Genomic DNA, 19268 nt, shown 5'->3' with positions numbered 1-19268 from the left:
AATTAAATTTTCTTATTATCAGTGTACAAAATTTTCTAGTGTATTTCAATACTTCCTACTGCCAATAACTTTTATTGTATCATAAACCCAAAGCTTTTTTCTTTGATATGATACGTTACCTGCAACTGTTTTTTGTCAATTCGTGGTGTTATAAAGTCTGCTTCAAATGTTACCTCCTGATCTGTTTGGATGATTTTGTCTGCCAAAATTGAAAGTTCTCTTCTCAACTCATTATTCTCTTCCAGAAATTTTTGCAACTTTGTTTCCAAATAATTCAAGTCTTCTTCTGGAATTTTCCCCTGCAGATTTTCTTTTCCGGATAAAACTACCGGGATATTTTCCTGTCCTTTTTCATTCCATTTGATTGGAAGTTCCTGCGATTCCTCCCAGGAACTTGTATCGACAGCCTTTGTATCTGCTTCTTTTTGTTTCAACCATTCTGCGATCGCCTGTTCAGAATCTTCCTTCTTTTCTGTCCAGAAGAAAAAGCTATTGTCTTCTTTTTTATAGGACGCAAACAAAGTGCTTCCATCATCCAATGTAAAATAGAAGCGGATCTGATTTTGTGTTTCATAAATTGCATCGGTACAAGTAAGCGTAGTAACAGAAGCAAATAATTCATCCTGCTTTAACAACTTTTCTGCTTGCTGTTCCATGCTTTTGATTTCTTCAGCAGAAAAAAAAGACTCCAATAAATTGACATTTACAAAGTCCATCTTCCGCTGTTCTTCTTTTTCTTCTGTCTTCTTCTCAAGCTCAACTGTCTGTTCTTCGGATTTTATTTTTTCTTTTTCATTCGCATTTTTTCTAAGCAGAAAAATACCACCAAACAAAATTCCAAACAGCAAAGCTAGTAAAAGAACACTGATTAAAATTCTTTTCTTCATCTTTTTCTCACCATTTCTTTAATGAAAATAGTTATATCCCAAGTTCACTGCTTTAACAACTCTTGAGTTCCATTCTGGTTTACAGCTTGGCGTTCCAGGATTCGCATGAGATGGATACCACGTACTATATTGAACAACAAACTCAACCACACGCTCCCCATTCTGATGTCCATACTGGTTACATCCCGGATCATTCTGATTCTTGATATCTCCAATCACACAATGCAAGACATCTCCATTTTCCCGATAAAAATCTACATAATCTCCAACCTGTCCATATAAGGTTGTACAAGCGATCACATATCTTCCATCGATGATTCCAAATCCTTCACTGTCATAATGTTCTCCACTTTGTTCCCTTAACTGATACTGTAAACTTGTCCGACTTGTAATTGTTCTCCATCCCATATAAGTGTGAGTTGTTCCCATTCCTTCCGGGATTTCAATCGTAGTTCCTGCCGGATATTCCGGATTACAATAGCCCGTAACATACGAACTATTCAATGCATAGCTTCTTGAATGTACTGCATCCGAAGTGTTCCCTTCAATTGTAACTACTCTTCCATTCTCCACATACTGAACAATTCCAATGTGTGTATCCGCACCAAACACGATAAAGTCTCCAGGCTGCGGCGTATAGCCTTCGGATGCGTAATGGAAACGTCCTCTTTCGGCATAGTACCTGTGATACGCTCGAACAGCTGCAGCTTTTGGAACAATACCGGAATCAATCAGTCCTGCTTCGTTTGCACACCAGGACACGAAGCACGCACACCAAGGAGTCACATCACCATTAACAAATTGGCTTCCCATAACATATCGCCAGTACTTTGCTCCACTTGGATTATTTTCTTCCTGCAAAGCGATCTGTACGATTCTTTCTCCACCTCCTGCTATCACAGGAGTCGAAGACATTAGGGAAGCTATAATCCCTATGAGCGTTGAAATGATTGTTACCACTACAATGATTGGAACTAAGATTGCAATGATCACTCCAATTATAACTGCAAGGAATGAAAATACTGCCTGAACCACAACGGCAAGTACGGATAGTAATACCGCACCAACTGCCGCACCAATATATTTCAAAGAGGATGGCAAGGAATCCATTTCATGGTTTGCATTCTTGATCTCTGTCATTTTGGATTCTACATTTCTAATTGCCTGCTCACTTGCCATGGAGCGTTCCTGCATATAATCTTTGAACTTATCAGCTGCTTTTTTCCCTGCCGTGACAACCAGACTTCCTCCTGCTGTAGCTGCACCGGAAGCTGCTGTACTTGTTGCTGTTGCCGAATCAGCTACCGCTTTTCCCGCAACACTCTCCTTATTGATTCCTGCTTTTATTTGTAGTTTTATCTGCTCCTGCTCTTTGGAAAGATATCTTTCTCCTTTTCGGATGGATTCTTGTCCTGCAGCTGAACTTTTCTTGTCCGTAACTCCTTGTATTTCATTTTCTGATGATAGCTTTTTATTTTTCTCTCTGTGATTCCAACGATTTTGGAATCTTTTCAACGGATTGTACTCAAATCTTTGATATGTATTTACCCCTGATGTTTCCTCCATACGATAAAGATCTGCTGTATAAACATTTGCTACTTTTTTTTCAATCTCTTCTGTGAAATCATAATTGTCTTTTAGAATTCCGCTTCTTGCTTTTGAACTTGCTTTAGCTTCTTTTATTCCTTCAGCTATATATCTTTTCTTTAATGATTGCGGTAACTGATTCCATTTATGAATCTCTTTTCCATCTAAAAACCTTGTTGGATCTACATAAGCTGATTGTTCTCCCTGGCGGTCTGGTTCATTTCCCATACTCAAGGCTGTCATATGCTGCTTGGAAGTTTTTACTGACTGCTTTGCAGCATTTAAGGCAAGTGCTGTTGCTTTAAATGTTTTTTCGTCTTTTGCATTAATCCGCATCCTATCCAACCCTTCTGTATCTACCCTCTACTTCTCTGAGTTTTCCTTTCTCCTCTAATAATTTCAGATATCCAAGACAAGTTTTTGTATCTTTATTAAACAAACGTTCCACATCTGTTACTGTGATATCCATAATACAGGAAACCTTAAGAATCAGTTCTTCTTCTTTTTCACTCAACACAGAACGTGGCTCTATTTTTTCTTTTGTACCGAAATTCGGTACAACCTCTTCTTCAAAAGATAACCGTTTTTGCTCCTTCGCTTTTTCATGGAAGTTAGTACTGTAATTTTTATACAATACGTTCTCCTTGCTGATTAGTGCATCAAACATCACAACCTTTTTATTCCACACCATAACACCCTCACCGATATTTCCGGAAGACAGTGCTTTAAATTCCTTTGCACTAAATTCCTGGATAGCAGCAAGACTCTGTGCATCTACACCACCCTGATCGAGAAAAGCTTTGTAGGAACAGTTCTGAAACAATTCAATCAGTGTCTGATTAGATAAGGCTGCTGTTACATTCTGCATAGCCATTGTTACAATCCCACCAAACTTACGGAACGTAATAACCGCATTATTAAGCTGACTTGCACTCCCTGGTTTCTTAGATACTACCTGTGTCTCATCGATCACAAGATGCGTTGCTTTCTGGAACCTCTTATTGTAATCCATACGAACGGACAGATAATGCAGGATCGTGACCATAACTGCCTCCCAATTATTCTCCGGCACATTGGACATTCCAAAGCCGATCATACGACGATTCAGACTTACATTGGATGGATGAGCCAGCATATCACAGCTACCAATGGTATATTCTTCCAAACTGTTGTAGATCTCTCGGATCAAGGCTTCATCATGCTCATTATCGACTCGTTGTAATTCCTTATGGATTTCCTCCCGCAGCCACAAAAGTGTCGGCTGTTTCTTTAGTTTTTTCTGTTCAAATACATCCTTAAACATGCGTTCCGTACATCGGCTGATGATCGAATCATGCTCCTGTGTAACATTGATGTTTTTCATTACAGCTGCACACAAGGTCTTGGCATATTCCGTCTGTTGCGCAATAAATTCTTTCTGCACTGCTACGGAAGATGCAAACACTTCTTCTGATACCTCAAATCCATTTAGGAAGATTCCGCTTTTTGGTGTCAGATCAAAATAACTTCCTTTGTCTTTCTCCACAATATCCCGGAATTCGTTTTGTGGGTCGATTATCATAATATCGTCATCTGTTGCAAGCAATGTCTGTGACAGCTCAGTCAACTTGATCAGCATAGATTTACCGGAACCGGAAAGCCCTACGATAATTCCATGCGGATTCGGCAGTTTCTTTCGATTCCCCACAATGAAATGCTTTGTAGTATGGTTGAGTCCCATCATCTGTCCTCCCGGCTCAATGACATCCTGTGCAAAGAAAGGCTGAAATGCAACAAGGGAAGAAGTTAAGAAGAAACGCATATAATCAACTTGTCTTCCACCGATCGGGAGTGCTGTATTCCATGCTTTTAACTGTGTATAATCACAGGTTTCTAGCACAACACCTTCTCTTTTTCCGATTGCCTGCATTTCTTTCATACGTTCTGCAAGTTCTTCCTCATCATGAGCAGTGATTACAACCAACAAATTTAGAAAGAATCCCTTTTCATCATTTTCATCCAACTGATCGATATAGGACTCGATCTCATTCTTTTTCTTCTCTCTTGGATAAGAAGCGTTAATGGCCGGAATACCTGCATTTCGCTTCTGTTCAATCTCTTCGGTGATTGCTCTTTCATTATTGACCTGTGCATTGATCAGCTTATCGTTTACCAGGTCTGTCTCAACCGGAGCATAATCCAGTGTAAGAAAAGATGGATAAGAAACATTCGACATGGAATGGATAAACTTGTCGGTATCAATTGCCTGACGATATCTGTGTCCGAATAAAACAGTAACATAGGTATCTCCCATGACCATGTAGTTTGGATACTGTTTGATGCCTCGTGGCAGGATATCATTCTTCCAGTCTTTCTGATGTTTCTTTTTATCGGATGGGAGATTGATATAGTCCTGTTGCTCCGGATGATTCGGACAGATCAGTTTCTGCAGTGATTCCAAACGTTCCAAGGTGCTTAGCTTTTCAATACGACTTCCCCATCCGGCAAATGCTTCCATAATGGTTGTCTCAATCGCATTCAAATACACTCTTGCATTCGCTTCATTATCTGCTCTTGTAGTCACGGTCAGATAACGCAGCGTAGTTACATTCGGATTGGTTTCCTTGATTCTTTCATCCTGCCACTGTCTGATTCCATTTGCAATATCCGGATACTCTGCTTTATTCTTTTCTGCACGAATAGACTCCAAAAACTCTTCCATGCTCTGATATTCATTGGCTAATGTGATTTTAAATTCTACATCCATCGAATTTAACCAAAACATCAGATTCATAAGAAAATCGTTCTGTTCTCCGATATTCTTGTTGATGTAATTAATATCTTCAAAGATATAGCATCTGTCATAAACCGCCATTTTTTCTTTTGGCTCGATCTTAAATATCCCATTCTCAAAGGCTCTGTCAATCTGCAGAGATTGTTTTACATTCTTTGGTACTTTTACTACCGGCATTGTTTTGCTTTTTTTTGACAGAAACAGACTGTTTCCGTTAAAGATTGACATTTATTTCTTCCTCCTTGTAGTTCTTTTTTTCTTTGGCTCATTGATACATTTTGTATCCATAGAAAAGATTCTGTGCTGTGAAACATTCCTTTCTTCCATTTCACAAGGCAGTTCTTTGGTTTGCATATAAAACCACATATTTTTTAATGATTCAATCCAGGTATGTCCCTGGTGCTTCACCATTGCTAGATAAATAATCGGAACCATGAATGGGATTCCGGCATAAATAGAAAGATTGATTGCAAGGCCTGTTGCCTTCCACACAGAAAATGCGACTCCTCCGGCAACAAGCAGAGCAACCACACCATACCCTAATTCCCTTGCGGTAAAACCTTTCCATAACTCATTTTTATATTGTTCCTCAAAATCTTTATTTAAATTTATTTTCATGCACGTTCACCTCATTACAGATTGAATGTTTTATTTAAAAACGTTGGTGCTCCTTTTACGGAAACTGCCATCAGGATCATATAGATCATGGAATTAAGAGCCTGGGCAAATCCATCAAACGCATTAAAAATGGCACTATCAGATGTAAAAATGGAGATACCGGAAGTGATTCTTCCTGCGATTGCAATGGCAAGTGCTATAACGACAATTTCAAACGTATTGGATAGAAAGCTTTTCATCCATGCATAGGCTGTTCCTTCGATTCCACGTCCTCCTGTGATCGAAGGCATTGCAAGTGGGAATGTTACAACCAGAAGATACAACTTAATATAGCGGCTGTACAGCGTGATCAGAATCAGAAATGCACAGACCATTGCTACAAGGAAGTAGAACAACCCATAGATCCAGAAAAACATAACAGAACCGACATCCACATCACCAGTAAAGAAGGCCGGCGGTTCAATCATGACCGCCGTTCCTGCCATTGCCGATGCCATTTCAAAAATCTTTTTGATCACGTCCAATCCTTTTACCAACAGTACGTTTAAGACAACCACCTTGATCATTGCTTCGATCATAAGTTCAATTGTCATATTTTCTTTGAAGTTCCCAACTGCTTTAAAAAATCCCATCATCACAAAAAAGTTCAGACTCATAATTCCGATGGACAAAGCCCACGGATACAATTCATTATTTACATAAGTCCATGTAGCAGATGAAAATCCTTCCGGTGTCTTTGTCATGATTCCCATACATGCTGACATGGCAGTATTCCATATCGCACTGGCAATCTGATAGAATGGTCCGTATAATAAACTGCCATTTAGAAAATCCGGCAACCAGTCTGGCATCTTTCTTCTCCTCCTTTTTATGCTCCTACACTTGAAGTGATCACTGGAATCAACTGTGGTGTGATAACTGCAACAAGACCGCCTGCAATTCGTTTAAATGCCATAGACTGTGCACCACCGTCCTGAGAGTTCATGGATTGTGCCCACTCAAAAACACCCCATAGCAGATACAGACTTCCGATGGAGGATACGATTGCTGCAATCAGCCCATAGATTGTATTAAAACCAGTCTTGATTACTGTATTTCCATCAGTTTCTGCAGCAAGAACCGGAAATCCTAACTGCAAAACAAATACTGCAGACATCATTAAAGAAAGTGTCATCAGTGTTACCAATTTTTTTCTATCCAGTTTTATCAATTTCTTTCTCATATCCTTACTCTCTCCCAATATGTAAAACTTTTACTAAAATAAATACTAATACAAGCAGCACAACCGCAAAGGTTCCAAACCCTACTAAACCTTTCCATACATCTGGTGCAAACATCGCTGCTACAACTCCTAATACAATACTTAAAATAAATGCGATTACTACTATTACTTTTGTTTTCCAATTACTTCTTCTCATTTTTATTCTCCTCTCCAGTATTTTCTCCTGCTTACATGGAATCCTGCATATTTTTCGTAAATCCTTTAACAGAAGCTCTGTGATCACATTTGCTGTATCACTATCTGACAGATAACGATACAATGCGGTTTCATAATCCTTATAATGACTGTTCTTTAAATAATCCTTAGATGCACGTAAACGTTTTGCTACTTTTCCTTTCGGATATTGCTCCAACAGAAGATCTAGCGTCTGTGAAATGTTTTCCGTCTTTTCATATTGTTCTTTCATATCTTTGTAGAACTGCTCCGGGAATTTCATTCTTCCCAATCGTTCTGCATACAGATAGTGTTTCTGCTTTGTAAGAAGGAAATAAACGATCGCACCCACAAAACAAATTCCGGCAACTAACGCAAAAACGATGCCTGTTCCCATATACTGTAAAGCTGTCATTGGTACCCACCTCTCTACTTCTGACGGAAACAGTCACTTACTTCATGCACTTTCTCCATTAACCGTTCCGGAGCCATGGTATTGCTGAAATATCCGGATGCATAAACCCGATGCTCCTGTTCGTCATAATAAAACTTCACTCCCGGATGCTGTGTATTTAAACGAACAAGCAGTTTATCTAATGCTCTGCTTTTCTTCTTTGGAGCTGAAATGTCAAACGCTGCCGGACTTGAAAACAGGAACACATAATCTAAGTTATTGATATTAACATGCAGCTGTTCCCCCTCTTCGGAGTGTTTGATTTCAGCAGAAATATATTTTGGTTCATTTTTTACCAAATATCTGTTTAAAACGGATGCTGTCAGCTCTTCAAATACTGCACTCTCTCGCTCTGACTCATTGGACTCCTGTTTTCTTCCGAAGGTTGGAACATAAGGTTTTTCTTTTGTATCGGAATTCGCTGCGTCTTCCTCTTCTTCCTCATTTGTACCGAAATTCGGTACAGCTTCCTCTTTTTTGCTTTGAGAGATACTTGATACCAGTGTTAACAAACGGTTCTTTTCTGCTTCAATTCTCTTAATTTTCTCAGAAAGGCTCTCCTTTTCACTTTGTAGCTGATTATTTTCTTCTTCAAGCTGTTTACTTTTTTTATTCAGCTCTTCGAGTTCCTCTTTTAAATTTCTGCTCTCGTTTTCGTAAGCTTTATTCTCTTCTTCAAGACTCTGCAGTTCTTCTTCATTCCACTTATTCATTCCACCAAGTAAGGATTCAAAAAACTTGGTTGCTTCTCCTCCTGGCTTGCCATCTGCATCCAAAACAAGTCCTAGCATATCTAACTTATGTTCAAAAGTTTCCTTTGACTGTTTTGCCTGGATTTCCATGTTTTTTGCTTTTTCAATCTGCACCTGATAGCGTACTTCCATGGAATCCTTTGCTGTCTCAAACTCCTTTTCTTTTTTGTTCAGTTCTTCTTTGTCTCGTTCAAGCAGTTTTTTTTCTTCACAGAGCTGCTGATACCAAGTTTGCTGATTTTGTTCCTCTTTATGCAGTTCCTCTTGTTGTTTTTTGAGTTCCTGTCCTTTTTGGTTCAACGTCTCTTTTTCCTGCTTGATCGATTCGAGTAAGTTATTTAATGTTTTTTTCTGTTCCAGATAATCCCGTTCTCTTTGCTGAAACAGTTTCTCCCGTTCTTGGTAGATTTCATTCAAATCTCGGTACAACGGATCTTGGTTTGCTTCATTTATCATAATGTTCCATTCGCTCCCTTCTTCATTTTAATTCTATAAATAGTTCCACCCATCACAGTTACAGACATCCCAAGCAATACAGAAAACACTAAAATTCTGCTTTCTTCTCCAGTTTTTGGTGCAGGACCACTTAAGATTTCTTCTACTGCTTTTGTTTTCTCCTCTTGTGTACCGAAATTCGGTACATCATCCTTTTCTTTCACTTGTTCGCTATTCTTTGGCTCTTCCTTTTTCTTTTGTTCTTTACTTGCTTTTGTTTCTGTCTTAGGAACTTCTAGCCGCTGTACACTTTTTAGTTCTTCTTTTTTCATATTTCCACCCGTTTTGAGCATAAAAAATGCACCGAAGCCGCAGCCGATGCCAAATAAAAAGATCAGGATGGTAATGATTACTCTTTTCATCCCACTGTTTTCCTTCCTTAAAGGATGAGTTTTTCTTTTGTCACTTTGCAATTGACAGCCAAACGATACGGAGTCCTTGAATAGCCGGTACAAGTTGCTAAAGTAAAGGTCTGTACATCCTCTTGATCTGGTTTCCAATCATCCTGGAATACCGCATCTTTTTTGTGACAGGAATATACAGACACGATTGTAAGTCCCTTGGTTCGCTCTGGCGTATAGATATAAATGCTTTGTACTTTGTCTTCATCCACTGTAAGTTCATCTAATTTTCCAAAGATCTGTCCGGACATCATGTTATGTCCGAAAAGACAGATATGCGGATCTGACAAGTTTTCATTTACATGAGCAAAGGTAAATACTGAACCTAGTACACTTCGTTTTCCATCAAATCCTTTGTTTAAGTATTCTGTATCTGTTCTGCCATGTAAGATAGGCTCATCCACTCCGATCTGTGGGATATAAAGCCATCCAATGATATCTGGATTGACTTCCTTAAGTAATTCAAAATCAATCCTCCTCTTCATAGGATCTGATGCATCCTCATTACTTTCCGGGACTACAGCCGTTTTTTTGATTGCTTCATGACTGATCTTTGCATCCAGAAATGGTTTATGTTCGTGATAGGCAAGAAAGCAAAATACTACTGCCATTCCAAGGAATAGCACGCTCAGAAATCTGTATACTCTGTCTCTCATTTAATGTTTCCCCTTATACAAAATCGTACAAAGCAATGCTCCAAACACACAGATGCCTGCCGCTGTAACATACTTCCAAGTATTCTCCTGAAGACTTGTCTGCGGTGCAACATTGTCTTCTTTTTCCGGCTTTTCCGTATGTTTTGGTGCGATCATAACATCATACTGCATCTCACCTTCTGAATCATTCCAGGTCGGTACTGCGATCAAGGATGGTTCTACTGTGTCATAGGTTTCTGTATCCTGTGCATAAATCAGATATACGCCTACCTCTAAGTTTTTAAATGTTACAGATCCATCTGCATCTGTCGGTACTGCACTTGTACTTTCTCCCGCAGTTGTAAGCAATTTTTCTGCCGCAGTTTTTAGATCATTTGCATTCTCGATCGCATTTAAATCTACTTCACTCTTTTTATAAGTATCTGTCAGTACATATTCTCCATCCATAATATCTGCAACTTTCTGACAGCTAATCTTTACGTTACTTTTTTCTGTTCCTGCTTTTCCGTCGGTCAGCACCACCCCAATACTTCCGGTTCTTACCTCTTCGACCTTTGCAAGCTCCTCACTGTCCGGCAACACCTGATCTCCAATGACCGTGACCGTTTTATCGATCACAAGATCATTCTCATTTAATGTTGTCTCTGCCGCAGCTACATTTGATGCACCAAGAGCTGCAAATACACACGCTGCGGCCAGTATCTGCTTATATCTTACCATCTTCATATGTCTCCCTTCTGTTCCATAAATACAATCCGATTGCTATCGCAGCAAACAAAAATGGCAAGAGGAAAAAGATAAGTTCTCTCGCAGATGGAAGTTCCTGTTTGATCGCATCATGCTGTGCCTTCTTATATTCCACACGCTTTCCGGTCACCAGTAACCGATGGGTGTTGATTCCATATGGTGTACACGTAACCAGTGTCACCAGATCCTCTCCTGCTTCGATCTGCAGACCGGAGACATCTTCCGGCTCTACGATCTGTATCTTATTCACCTTATATGCAAGTGTTTCATTTCCAATCCTTAAGAAGAACAGATCTCCTTCCACCATCTCATCCAAGCGGATCAAGAGTTTGGAGCTTGGAAGTCCTCTGTGTCCGGTCAGAACACAATGGGTATTTGCTCCGCCCACAGGAAGGCTCGTTCCCTGCAGGTGTCCGATTCCGTTTGACAGTGCGGTATCATCCGTTCCATGATAGATCGGCAGTTCCACATTAATCTTTGGGATATCCAGACTTCCCATTGTTCCATTCCCGGATATGTTCAGCTGCTTTTCATAGCTTTCGTCACTTAAGATATCAGTATCAGAATTATCTACAACTGCACCGCCTGTCTGGTAAAGCATGTCATTGTATGCAGCTGCATTGTCCATGATCTCCTTAAGCTTTGTATCATCTTTTTTGCTTACTGCGTTTTGGTAAGTAGCAACGGCATCTGATTGATGCCGCTGCTCGATCACATTCCAGATAATTGGTAGACAGCAGAGTGCAAATCCAATGATGAATATGACTCCCGTACTCCATTTTTTTCTCATGCAATCTCCTTCCTTTTTGCTTAGATCTCTTCGTCTTTCTTACGTCCTTTTGCAATGGCAACGCTCATAAGAACAACACCTGCTCCAAGCATGATCACTACAGAAGATGTACCTGTGATCGGAAGTTTCTTTCCAACCTGGTTCACAATCGTGATATTTGCAGAACCATCTTCTACACTTGTTTCCAGTTTTTTGTCTTCTGATTTACTAAGTCCGTTATAGAATGTCTTGATGTTTGCATTTGCATCAAATGCGGTAAGCGTCTTATCTGTTGCACCATCACCTTTCACATAGCTGTCACGCTCTGTTGAAAATGTTGCTTTGAGTTCCAGCTTGATCGGGTCTTTTAATAAACGGTATCCATCCGGAGCATCTGTCTCTTTGAGGTAGTATGTTCCACTGTCAAGTCCATAGATATTAAATGTTCCATTTGCATTAGATACCATTTCTACCGCTGTATCTGGCTTTGTGCCACCTGTGTGGTCTGTACCGCCAATGGAATCACGGTTGATGACAATATATCCATCCTGTCCTTCTTTTACATATACTTCATTCTTGCAATCCGCATCTGAGTACAGACGGAATTTTGCTCCATCCAGCACCTTGTCATGATCGTTCGTTTTGATTGGATTTAATCTGTAGGTGAAGCATACAACAGTATCCCATGGTGTATATCCAGTCTTTCCTTCTCCTGTTGAATCAGCGTCATTGGAGAACTCAAGGCGGACATCATTTTCAAATCCTGGACGTCCTGTTTTTTCTGCAGCTTTATCATTCAGTGTTGCATTATATGTAAGTGTTACAGTCTGTCCGTAGGTATTCTCTTTCCGGTTGTCGACTTCATCAAATTCACGATCCACAATTGCCTTGAGGTCAGCGACTGCGATCATAAAAGTATCGCCATTGTCCGGCTTCTCTGTCACAGTAAACTCATCATTATTCAACGTATAAGTTTTGGCTTTTCCGTCTACTGTTCCGGAAATTTCAATTTTTACACTCTTTGCATTGAATGTCAGCGCATCATCCATTACATCATGCCATGCATAGTAATAAGTATCATATCCATTAATATCCGGAACATTTGATGTATATTTGTATGGTACTGTCTGTCCGATCTCATAATCTCCAATATCATTCCATCTGTCTGCATCTTTGATATTTGCATCTGAATCATCTTCCTGGATCTTCTTTGTGATACTTGGATAATCTGACTTGATCATAACCTGTGCTGCAGGATTTGCAGTATTTACCATACAAAGAGAGCTTGCGGAATGTGTTCCTTCTACGTTGGACACTTCATCAATGACATAGTAACCATATTCAAGTCCGTCCAGGCGAATAGAATTATCAGAACGAACATTTTTTACGTTGACTACTTCTGGTACTTCATTTAATTTTGTCATCTCATCTCTCAACTCTTCAATGAAATAACGAAATGCACTGTAACGGCTTTCCAGTTTCTGCTCTGTAGTAGCTCCTTCAACTGGGTAATTATTTAAAGACTGGATGTAGTCGATCACCTGATATTCTGTTACATCTGCAGCTGCAATTGTTGTACCTGCTTTCGTCAATGCTTTTGCTACGACATTCTTTAAAGCCTGCTCATAAGTTGGATTGAATGTATAATTGATGGATTCCCCACCTTTTGCATTTTCTGCCTCGAACAGCTTATATACATTAAACTTCTTTCCAACCAGTGTCTGTCCCTCATTTCCTGCAATATCAATGTGTGCCTGTCCAGTTCCCATTGTAGCAATACCCTTGACCGTACTATATTCTGTCCCATCTGCCGCATAAACAACCGCAGCCATTCCATTCTGGAACAATGGCATTGGAGTAGAACTAATTGCACCTGCTAAAGCGAGTGTTCCAGTTAATATCATTGCGACTTTTTTCTTATTAGATTTTTTCATGTTCATCCTCTTTCCCTCTTCCTTTCTTCATTTGACGAATGATCGCTGCAAGCATACAGCCTGCACCAAGTAAAACAATGATTAGTGTTGCATGATTTCCTGTCTCCGGCATCTGTAATCCGGTGTGGTTTTCTACCTTCAGATTCACAATTCGCTCATGCGGAGTTCCCTCGATCGCATAATCTCCGGAATCCTTTGTATGAACTTCACCATTTACATAGTATTCATACTGTCTCTTATCATTGATCTTGGTATAGATTTCATACACATAATCGTTTCCATTGATATCTTTTGGGATTCGATATCCCTGCGGTGCTTTTGTTTCCTTCAGGTAATACTTTTTCTCAACTTCTAACGGATCTGTTGTCACAACACCGGTATTATCTGTAACGATCTTAGAAACCACTTTCGTACCTTCCGCATCTTCGTAGAGCGTAAACTCTGCACCTTCCAGTGTTTTTCCTTTCTCGTTGACTTTTGTTATTTTCAGCTGATATGGAGCTAAAGTATCTTCTACACATAATCGTGCGGTTCCTTCTTTTTCAACCTCAAACTGCATGGAATTATCCTTTGCTGTATTAGAATCTAAGGTAATTTTATTGTCCTTAGCAACGGTAAAGGTTACAACTCCGCTATTTACGGTATATTCCTCCGGTGCAGATACCTCTCGTACCTTATGCTGTCCATAGCCTAATGTCTTGAACTTACATACTCCGTTTGCATCTGTAGTCACGGTCTCTGTTGTTCCGTCCGGTTTTGTATGCTCAAACACAGCTCCCTCAATCGCATACTCCTTACCTTTTTCCTTTTTGACAATGTTTAGATCTAAGGACTGCTCTGGAATTGTCGGTTGATTATAAGTATAAACAAACTCCGAACCGTTGTTATTGCTTGTGATCTTAACCGTATAAACTTCCGGATTGATCAGATAGCCTTCTGGAGCTTTGGTTTCCTGAATAGTAAGTGTACCAATTGGCAAACTCGGATTTTTGGTGGGTGATAAATATAATTCATCACCAGACTCTAAATATTTCTCCTCATAATAGCAAAATCCATCTTCGTTTGTTCTAAATATCCAGGTTCTGTTAGCAGTCTTTCCCTCTACCGCCGGGTCTGAATCCGACTGAACTCCCGCATAGAATTTAGCTGTAAACAATGCACCTTCCAACGACAATGAACCCTCCGGTTTATTCTGATTCGTTTCCTTATCTACTTTTCCAAGTAGGACACCGACCGGGTCTAATGTTGGCTTGTCAGATACTTTTAATTTATAAGTTTCATTTGGCTTTATCGTTACTGTATAGGTTGTCTTATCCAATGCATAACCTTTTGGAGCTGTTGTTTCCCTTACATAATACGTCCCAGCATTTAAGGTGAGTGTGTTGGACTCCCCATTTTCATCTGTAGTTAAGACACCTACTTTGGACGCACCCGATAGTGATGAATCACTATATACACCATATTCAGCACCTTTCAAAGAATAACAGTCATTTCCATTTGTTACATCCGGCACAGAAGATGTCTTCTGTAAATTGACTGATCCTGTCTGAAGCGTATTTGTAAGTTTTCCTACCCAACCTTTTTCATACGAACCTTCCCATGACATTTTTCCTGTATAACCTGGAACTGCTTCCTCTTGCGCCGTGTAATCATAGATCGTATCCCCATCTGTACGAATCAGATTATTCCATGTCACTTTCCAGTTCCATTCATTATTACTTGGAGTAATATTTGCACTACCAATAAGAACTCTTGTTGAATCTTTATTACTCCACCGATACAAATTAATTTTCACACTAGATGGACGAAGATTATATTTATTGTTCTGATCATTCCATGTCTTTTGTACTGTCAAACTTGTATAAGTTTTAGGATTATAAATTGAGAACATTAATCTTTGTGTTGATCCACCATTTGTTGTAACACGATACACTTTGAATCCACTTGGAACAGATGCTTTTTGTTCAGCCTTATAGATCAGCTGCGACATTCCAACTCTTTCTGCTCCAGCTGAATGCGGACCTCCCATACCAGTTGAGGACAGACCACGGACATAATAGCTAAGTGCTAAAGATGTACCTACGCAGCCTTTATTATAGTCACTGAAAATATTGCCTGGACCGGTGTAGCCATAGTACATAACTGTTCGTAAATTCGCGTCTGTAATTTCTTCCCAAGATCCGGTTGAGGCACCGGCTTCTGGTGTACGTCGATCATGTTCGCAACATAGTGACGGATAACCATCAACTTCAAAATATCCAACAACTGTATTTCCATATGAAACTTTCTGGTATTTCGTTACAGATAATGTCATGACTTCGCTATTAAGGTCGATTGTATGTATCAAGGGAGCAACACCCATTTCAGAAAGTTCCAGATCTGTCTTATCCTTATAATAATCTTCTGAAAGATATCCATCCGAATCAATCCACTTTTCCAGACCTAATGTCTGAGCTAATTGTATTCTTTCTTGTTTATCAACACTTGAATTATCTGAAAGGTTGCGTTCCTTGGCATCTACCAAATTAGAAAAAAATGCTGTAGTCAAAAACATCATGGCTAAGATAAATGAAAATATCCGACTAGCCTTTTTCTTTTTTCTTTTCATTTTCTCTTCCCTTCTTATAGTTATGTCAAACTATTATTTTTTCCTTCCTGCCATTCATCTTTAATGGAGATATTTTCCACCGGGCGGTGCTCTGGAACATCTTTTCATTTACATTTTTCTTCCTTTCCTTTAAATTTGAGCACAAAAAAGAGAACCACTTTTTGTGATTCTCTTCTTTGTACCGAATTTCGGTACATTTTTATTTTCTTGCTCCACAGGAACAAACATATCCATCTACTACTGTTTCATCATATGCTGCTGTATCCTGCACCCAGCGTGTTCCATAGACCGCATCATGATGTACTGTTTTTGTAACTGGTCGTGAATCATATTCGGTATGATGTCCGCCGCCTTCACCTTTAATTGCATGTTGATATGCATGACCACCTGGGTCTGCTGTACAATCCGCACCACATACGTTACAGCAATCCCATGGATAATCCTCATATGTTGTTACCTGCTCATCCCATGCATCCTGCACCACATACGGCTCATTGTGTCCGGTTGCTTCATGATGAACTACATGCGTCTGTGCTACATAGTTATGCTGGTGAACTGGTTTTGTTTCTGTCTTATTGGAATTATCTTTGTTACTTCCACTATTTGTTGCCGGTTTTGTAGTAGTAGACGTTGATGGGGTAGGCTTTGTTGTTTCCTGTTTTTTATTAGAAGTAGATGTATTTGATGCCTCATTCTTCTTAGAATCATTCTTTGCATGTTTCTCCTGCTTAGAAGGTTCTTTCTTTGTATCATTCTTCTTCGTATCTTCCTTCTTTGACTCTTCTTTCTTGGAATCGGTCTTATTAGACACTTCCTGCTTAGAAGAATCTTCTGTTTTCTTTTCCTCTTCCTTTCCATCATTGGAAGCATTCTTCTTATCTTCTTTTACTTCTACTTTACTGTCATCACCAATGACAGCTGATCCTTTATTCAGAAGATCCTCTGCATCCTTCTTTTCAGCTACAATTACATCTACGGTATCTTTCACTGTATCCGGCTCTTTCTCCGTTGTTGATGCGTCCTGACTTTCTGTGCTGCTTTCTGTTGTTGAGGATGCTATATTCTGTTCTGTAGTTTCAGCTTTCAATTTCACTGTAATTGTAAGAGGATAGGTTCCTGCCTTTGTAGAGTCAACCTTGCTATCGTCTACAGTAACAGATTCTACCTTTGCTTTCTGTTCCTCGGATACCAGACTGTTCACTGCTTTTTCAAGATCCAGGTTCTTAGCATCTTTTACAATTACAATTTCATCTGCATTTTTAATATATTTCTTGATTTCATCATGGTCTGATGTTTCTGTTGATGTTTGTACTTTTTTGCTTTCTGTCTCAGTTGTTTTATTATCTCCACAACCAATTACTGCTGTAGAAACTGTCATTACTGCTAACAGAATTGCTACTATTTTTCTTCTCATACCTTTTCTCCTTCTCATGCTGCTTTCGTACCGAATTTCGGTACATCTATTTCTCCGTGATTTTTGATAGAAACAGTCAATTTTTATTCGTAATTTTCTATTTTCTGACCATATTGCTCTAGTATCATACATGTAATTTCAGTATCTCCACATTCACTGTCCGGATGGAAAATACTAATCAATGCTTTTTTTCTTTTTGCCAATTCTCCAGGAGAATTACAATTTTTAAAGAAATCAAAACTTTCACTCATTTGTCTTTGCTTTTCTTCTTTCAGTTCGTACTCCGTCCATTGTAATAACAAGCGGAAATGATCTCTTTCTGCTTCAAGTTTCTTTAATCTCTCTTGGTAAATTCTTATATCAAAATCACTCTGCTGTTCTTTCAATACTTCAATCGTTTTTTTCGCTTTTAAAAGATTCTGCCGCAGATTTATATTTTCTCCCATTAAATTTATATGCTCTGTCGCTCTTTTCACTTGATCATCTTCCAAAAAATCAATGCGTTTCTTTAATTCTGTAATGAGTTCATCCTTTGATAAAACCCATTCATAAGCCACATAATTTCGACTATAATTTGGTCTTCCATACATTGTACTTCTTCCCCTCCTTTGAATCCAACATTAACCCTCAAATATTTTTACTATTTTCCAAAAAAACGTAAGTTTTATACACTTTAATTGTTTACTTTATGTAGGAAGTACCTAGCACGTCTCACCCGGAGCATATGCGACCGGATATGGTAGGGCGGCAGCTACTTTAATTTCATTTCTTAAGGGGACAATCATTGAAAAATAGATTTCCCTTTTTTAATTGAAAATGATCTCACTTTTTACATATTCCTCTGCCTGATGTCTGATCTGATTCATATGTCTTGTCCATGCCATACCATCTTTGGCTTTATCCGGTGCCGGATCACGTTCCAGCAATTGTTTTTCCAACACATCCATTCTTTCATCTGCTGTCTTCTGAATATCAATCAGATGTTGATTTAATTCATCCATCAAAAGCATCGAAGAATAGACAGCTGGTTTGTGTTTTTGTAGGTACTCTTTTCTCATGATTCCCCATCTTCCTATATATCCATCCACCTTTTCCAGTGACAGATTCGGCAGTAGGAATTCGCCCACTTGAATATATTCCAATTTTGGAATTCCATCCTCGTCCAAATCTAATTCTGTATTATTCTTTTTTTTCTCCATCCTGCTCTCCTTCCACTTGCTTCTCTAAATTTCGTTTATAATTCTCCACCAGTTCACTTGTTTTTATGACATATGCCAGTAATCGTTTTGAAAAATCTGACATTTCTCTCTCTCCAAGTTCCCAGGACTGTAAGGTGCGATACGGAATTTCAAAACTATTGCAGAAATCCTTACGGCTCATCCCCGCTTGTTTTCGTAAGTCTTTTACCGTTACTTCATCCAGATTTCCAACGACACTATCTATGTCAATATATTTCTTTTTTTCATTCATCATTACCACCAACTTTTATACACTTTGTACGTGTTTCTAGTTTTAATATAACACACAGTGTGTGTTTTTTCAATCCTTTTTACGCACATTGTGCACCTTTTTCCACTCAATGACGTTATCAAAGAAATCAGAATCATCTTCCGGCATATCTCTTTTTTTTCAATAAAAAAAGATTCAATCCAAATTTCTGATCAAATCTTTTTGTTAATAGATATATTTCCCAGAACACTTAACATTTTTCTGTGCAACATTTTCTTTTATTTCCATT

The 19268-nt window shown here is 39.0% G+C and carries 18 protein-coding genes; all 18 read right to left on the bottom strand.

Going from position 1 to position 19268, the window contains the following annotated elements; all coding sequences use genetic code 11:
* Positions 1–71: 71 nt before the first annotated feature.
* Positions 72–887, bottom strand: coding sequence for a DUF5038 domain-containing protein (locus DXB52_RS07745; RefSeq protein ID WP_118106894.1), 816 nt, complete (start codon positions 885–887; stop codon positions 72–74).
* A gap of 18 nt (positions 888–905) precedes the next feature.
* The gene (locus tag DXB52_RS07740; RefSeq protein ID WP_118106893.1) at positions 906–2810 is read right to left on the bottom strand and encodes a CHAP domain-containing protein; all 1905 of its coding nucleotides are present in this window, start codon (positions 2808–2810) and stop codon (positions 906–908) included.
* Between the two features lies 1 nt (position 2811).
* On the bottom strand, positions 2812–5475 hold the full coding sequence (locus tag DXB52_RS07735; RefSeq protein ID WP_118106892.1) for a VirB4-like conjugal transfer ATPase, CD1110 family: 2664 nt from the start codon (positions 5473–5475) through the stop codon (positions 2812–2814).
* Entirely contained in the window at positions 5476–5865 is a 390-nt protein-coding gene (locus tag DXB52_RS07730) for a PrgI family protein (RefSeq protein WP_118106891.1), read from the bottom strand. It lies immediately after the preceding gene.
* Between the two features lie 14 nt (positions 5866–5879).
* A complete protein-coding gene (locus tag DXB52_RS07725) occupies positions 5880–6716 on the bottom strand; it encodes a hypothetical protein (protein WP_118106890.1) in 837 nt (278 codons plus the stop codon).
* 17 nt (positions 6717–6733) lie between these two features.
* Entirely contained in the window at positions 6734–7087 is a 354-nt protein-coding gene (locus DXB52_RS07720) for a hypothetical protein (RefSeq protein WP_118106889.1), read from the bottom strand.
* A gap of 4 nt (positions 7088–7091) precedes the next feature.
* Positions 7092–7715, bottom strand: coding sequence for a hypothetical protein (locus DXB52_RS07715; RefSeq protein ID WP_118106888.1), 624 nt, complete (start codon positions 7713–7715; stop codon positions 7092–7094).
* Positions 7716–7729: 14 nt separating this feature from the next.
* Positions 7730–8962 (bottom strand): type III secretion system chaperone family protein, encoded by a 1233-nt coding sequence (locus DXB52_RS07710; RefSeq protein ID WP_118106887.1) that lies wholly within the window; start codon positions 8960–8962, stop codon positions 7730–7732.
* Complete coding sequence (locus DXB52_RS07705; RefSeq protein WP_147343359.1) at positions 8959–9273, bottom strand: hypothetical protein; 315 nt, start codon at positions 9271–9273, stop codon at positions 8959–8961. Before DXB52_RS07705 ends, DXB52_RS07710 begins: the two co-directional genes overlap by 4 nt.
* A gap of 107 nt (positions 9274–9380) precedes the next feature.
* Complete coding sequence (locus DXB52_RS07700) at positions 9381–10058, bottom strand: class B sortase (RefSeq protein WP_118106885.1); 678 nt, start codon at positions 10056–10058, stop codon at positions 9381–9383.
* Complete coding sequence (locus tag DXB52_RS07695) at positions 10059–10778, bottom strand: isopeptide-forming domain-containing protein (protein WP_147343358.1); 720 nt, start codon at positions 10776–10778, stop codon at positions 10059–10061. It abuts the gene before it with no gap.
* Positions 10765–11595: a class C sortase gene (locus DXB52_RS07690; protein ID WP_118106883.1), complete on the bottom strand. Its 831-nt coding sequence runs from the start codon at positions 11593–11595 to the stop codon at positions 10765–10767. Before DXB52_RS07690 ends, DXB52_RS07695 begins: the two co-directional genes overlap by 14 nt.
* Before the next feature lie 20 nt (positions 11596–11615).
* On the bottom strand, positions 11616–13508 hold the full coding sequence (locus tag DXB52_RS07685; RefSeq protein ID WP_270370110.1) for an isopeptide-forming domain-containing fimbrial protein: 1893 nt from the start codon (positions 13506–13508) through the stop codon (positions 11616–11618).
* A complete protein-coding gene (locus DXB52_RS07680) occupies positions 13495–16065 on the bottom strand; it encodes a SpaA isopeptide-forming pilin-related protein (protein ID WP_181989177.1) in 2571 nt (856 codons plus the stop codon). The genes DXB52_RS07685 and DXB52_RS07680 overlap by 14 nt, the downstream gene beginning before the upstream one ends.
* A gap of 250 nt (positions 16066–16315) precedes the next feature.
* Complete coding sequence (locus DXB52_RS07675) at positions 16316–17530, bottom strand: hypothetical protein (protein WP_118106881.1); 1215 nt, start codon at positions 17528–17530, stop codon at positions 16316–16318.
* An 83-nt stretch (positions 17531–17613) separates the two neighbouring features.
* The gene (locus tag DXB52_RS07670; protein WP_118106880.1) at positions 17614–18120 is read right to left on the bottom strand and encodes a hypothetical protein; all 507 of its coding nucleotides are present in this window, start codon (positions 18118–18120) and stop codon (positions 17614–17616) included.
* 216 nt (positions 18121–18336) lie between these two features.
* Positions 18337–18729, bottom strand: a complete 393-nt coding sequence (locus DXB52_RS07665) for a TnpV protein (protein ID WP_118106879.1) — start codon at positions 18727–18729, stop codon at positions 18337–18339.
* Positions 18710–19003 carry a helix-turn-helix domain-containing protein gene (locus DXB52_RS16960; protein ID WP_270370109.1) on the bottom strand — a complete coding sequence of 98 codons (294 nt, stop codon included), beginning with the start codon at positions 19001–19003 and terminating at the stop codon, positions 18710–18712. Before DXB52_RS16960 ends, DXB52_RS07665 begins: the two co-directional genes overlap by 20 nt.
* Between the last annotated feature and the right edge of the window lie 265 nt (positions 19004–19268).

The organism is Ruminococcus sp. OM04-4AA, from assembly GCF_003462585.1.
GTDB lineage: Bacteria > Bacillota > Clostridia > Lachnospirales > Lachnospiraceae > Mediterraneibacter > Mediterraneibacter faecis.
This window is presented reverse-complemented; position numbering and strand designations above follow the sequence as displayed.

Coding starts and splice junctions, on each gene's coding strand:
- DXB52_RS07745 (WP_118106894.1), bottom strand. CDS start 887: ATGAAGAAAAGAATTTTAATCAGTGTTCTTTTACTAGCTTTGCTGTTT.
- DXB52_RS07740 (WP_118106893.1), bottom strand. CDS start 2,810: ATGCGGATTAATGCAAAAGACGAAAAAACATTTAAAGCAACAGCACTT.
- DXB52_RS07735 (WP_118106892.1), bottom strand. CDS start 5,475: ATGTCAATCTTTAACGGAAACAGTCTGTTTCTGTCAAAAAAAAGCAAA.
- DXB52_RS07730 (WP_118106891.1), bottom strand. CDS start 5,865: ATGAAAATAAATTTAAATAAAGATTTTGAGGAACAATATAAAAATGAG.
- DXB52_RS07725 (WP_118106890.1), bottom strand. CDS start 6,716: ATGCCAGACTGGTTGCCGGATTTTCTAAATGGCAGTTTATTATACGGA.
- DXB52_RS07720 (WP_118106889.1), bottom strand. CDS start 7,087: ATGAGAAAGAAATTGATAAAACTGGATAGAAAAAAATTGGTAACACTG.
- DXB52_RS07715 (WP_118106888.1), bottom strand. CDS start 7,715: ATGACAGCTTTACAGTATATGGGAACAGGCATCGTTTTTGCGTTAGTT.
- DXB52_RS07710 (WP_118106887.1), bottom strand. CDS start 8,962: ATGATAAATGAAGCAAACCAAGATCCGTTGTACCGAGATTTGAATGAA.
- DXB52_RS07705 (WP_147343359.1), bottom strand. CDS start 9,273: ATGAAAAAAGAAGAACTAAAAAGTGTACAGCGGCTAGAAGTTCCTAAG.
- DXB52_RS07700 (WP_118106885.1), bottom strand. CDS start 10,058: ATGAGAGACAGAGTATACAGATTTCTGAGCGTGCTATTCCTTGGAATG.
- DXB52_RS07695 (WP_147343358.1), bottom strand. CDS start 10,778: ATGGTAAGATATAAGCAGATACTGGCCGCAGCGTGTGTATTTGCAGCT.
- DXB52_RS07690 (WP_118106883.1), bottom strand. CDS start 11,595: ATGAGAAAAAAATGGAGTACGGGAGTCATATTCATCATTGGATTTGCA.
- DXB52_RS07685 (WP_270370110.1), bottom strand. CDS start 13,508: ATGAAAAAATCTAATAAGAAAAAAGTCGCAATGATATTAACTGGAACA.
- DXB52_RS07680 (WP_181989177.1), bottom strand. CDS start 16,065: ATGATGTTTTTGACTACAGCATTTTTTTCTAATTTGGTAGATGCCAAG.
- DXB52_RS07675 (WP_118106881.1), bottom strand. CDS start 17,530: ATGAGAAGAAAAATAGTAGCAATTCTGTTAGCAGTAATGACAGTTTCT.
- DXB52_RS07670 (WP_118106880.1), bottom strand. CDS start 18,120: ATGTATGGAAGACCAAATTATAGTCGAAATTATGTGGCTTATGAATGG.
- DXB52_RS07665 (WP_118106879.1), bottom strand. CDS start 18,729: ATGGAGAAAAAAAAGAATAATACAGAATTAGATTTGGACGAGGATGGA.
- DXB52_RS16960 (WP_270370109.1), bottom strand. CDS start 19,003: ATGATGAATGAAAAAAAGAAATATATTGACATAGATAGTGTCGTTGGA.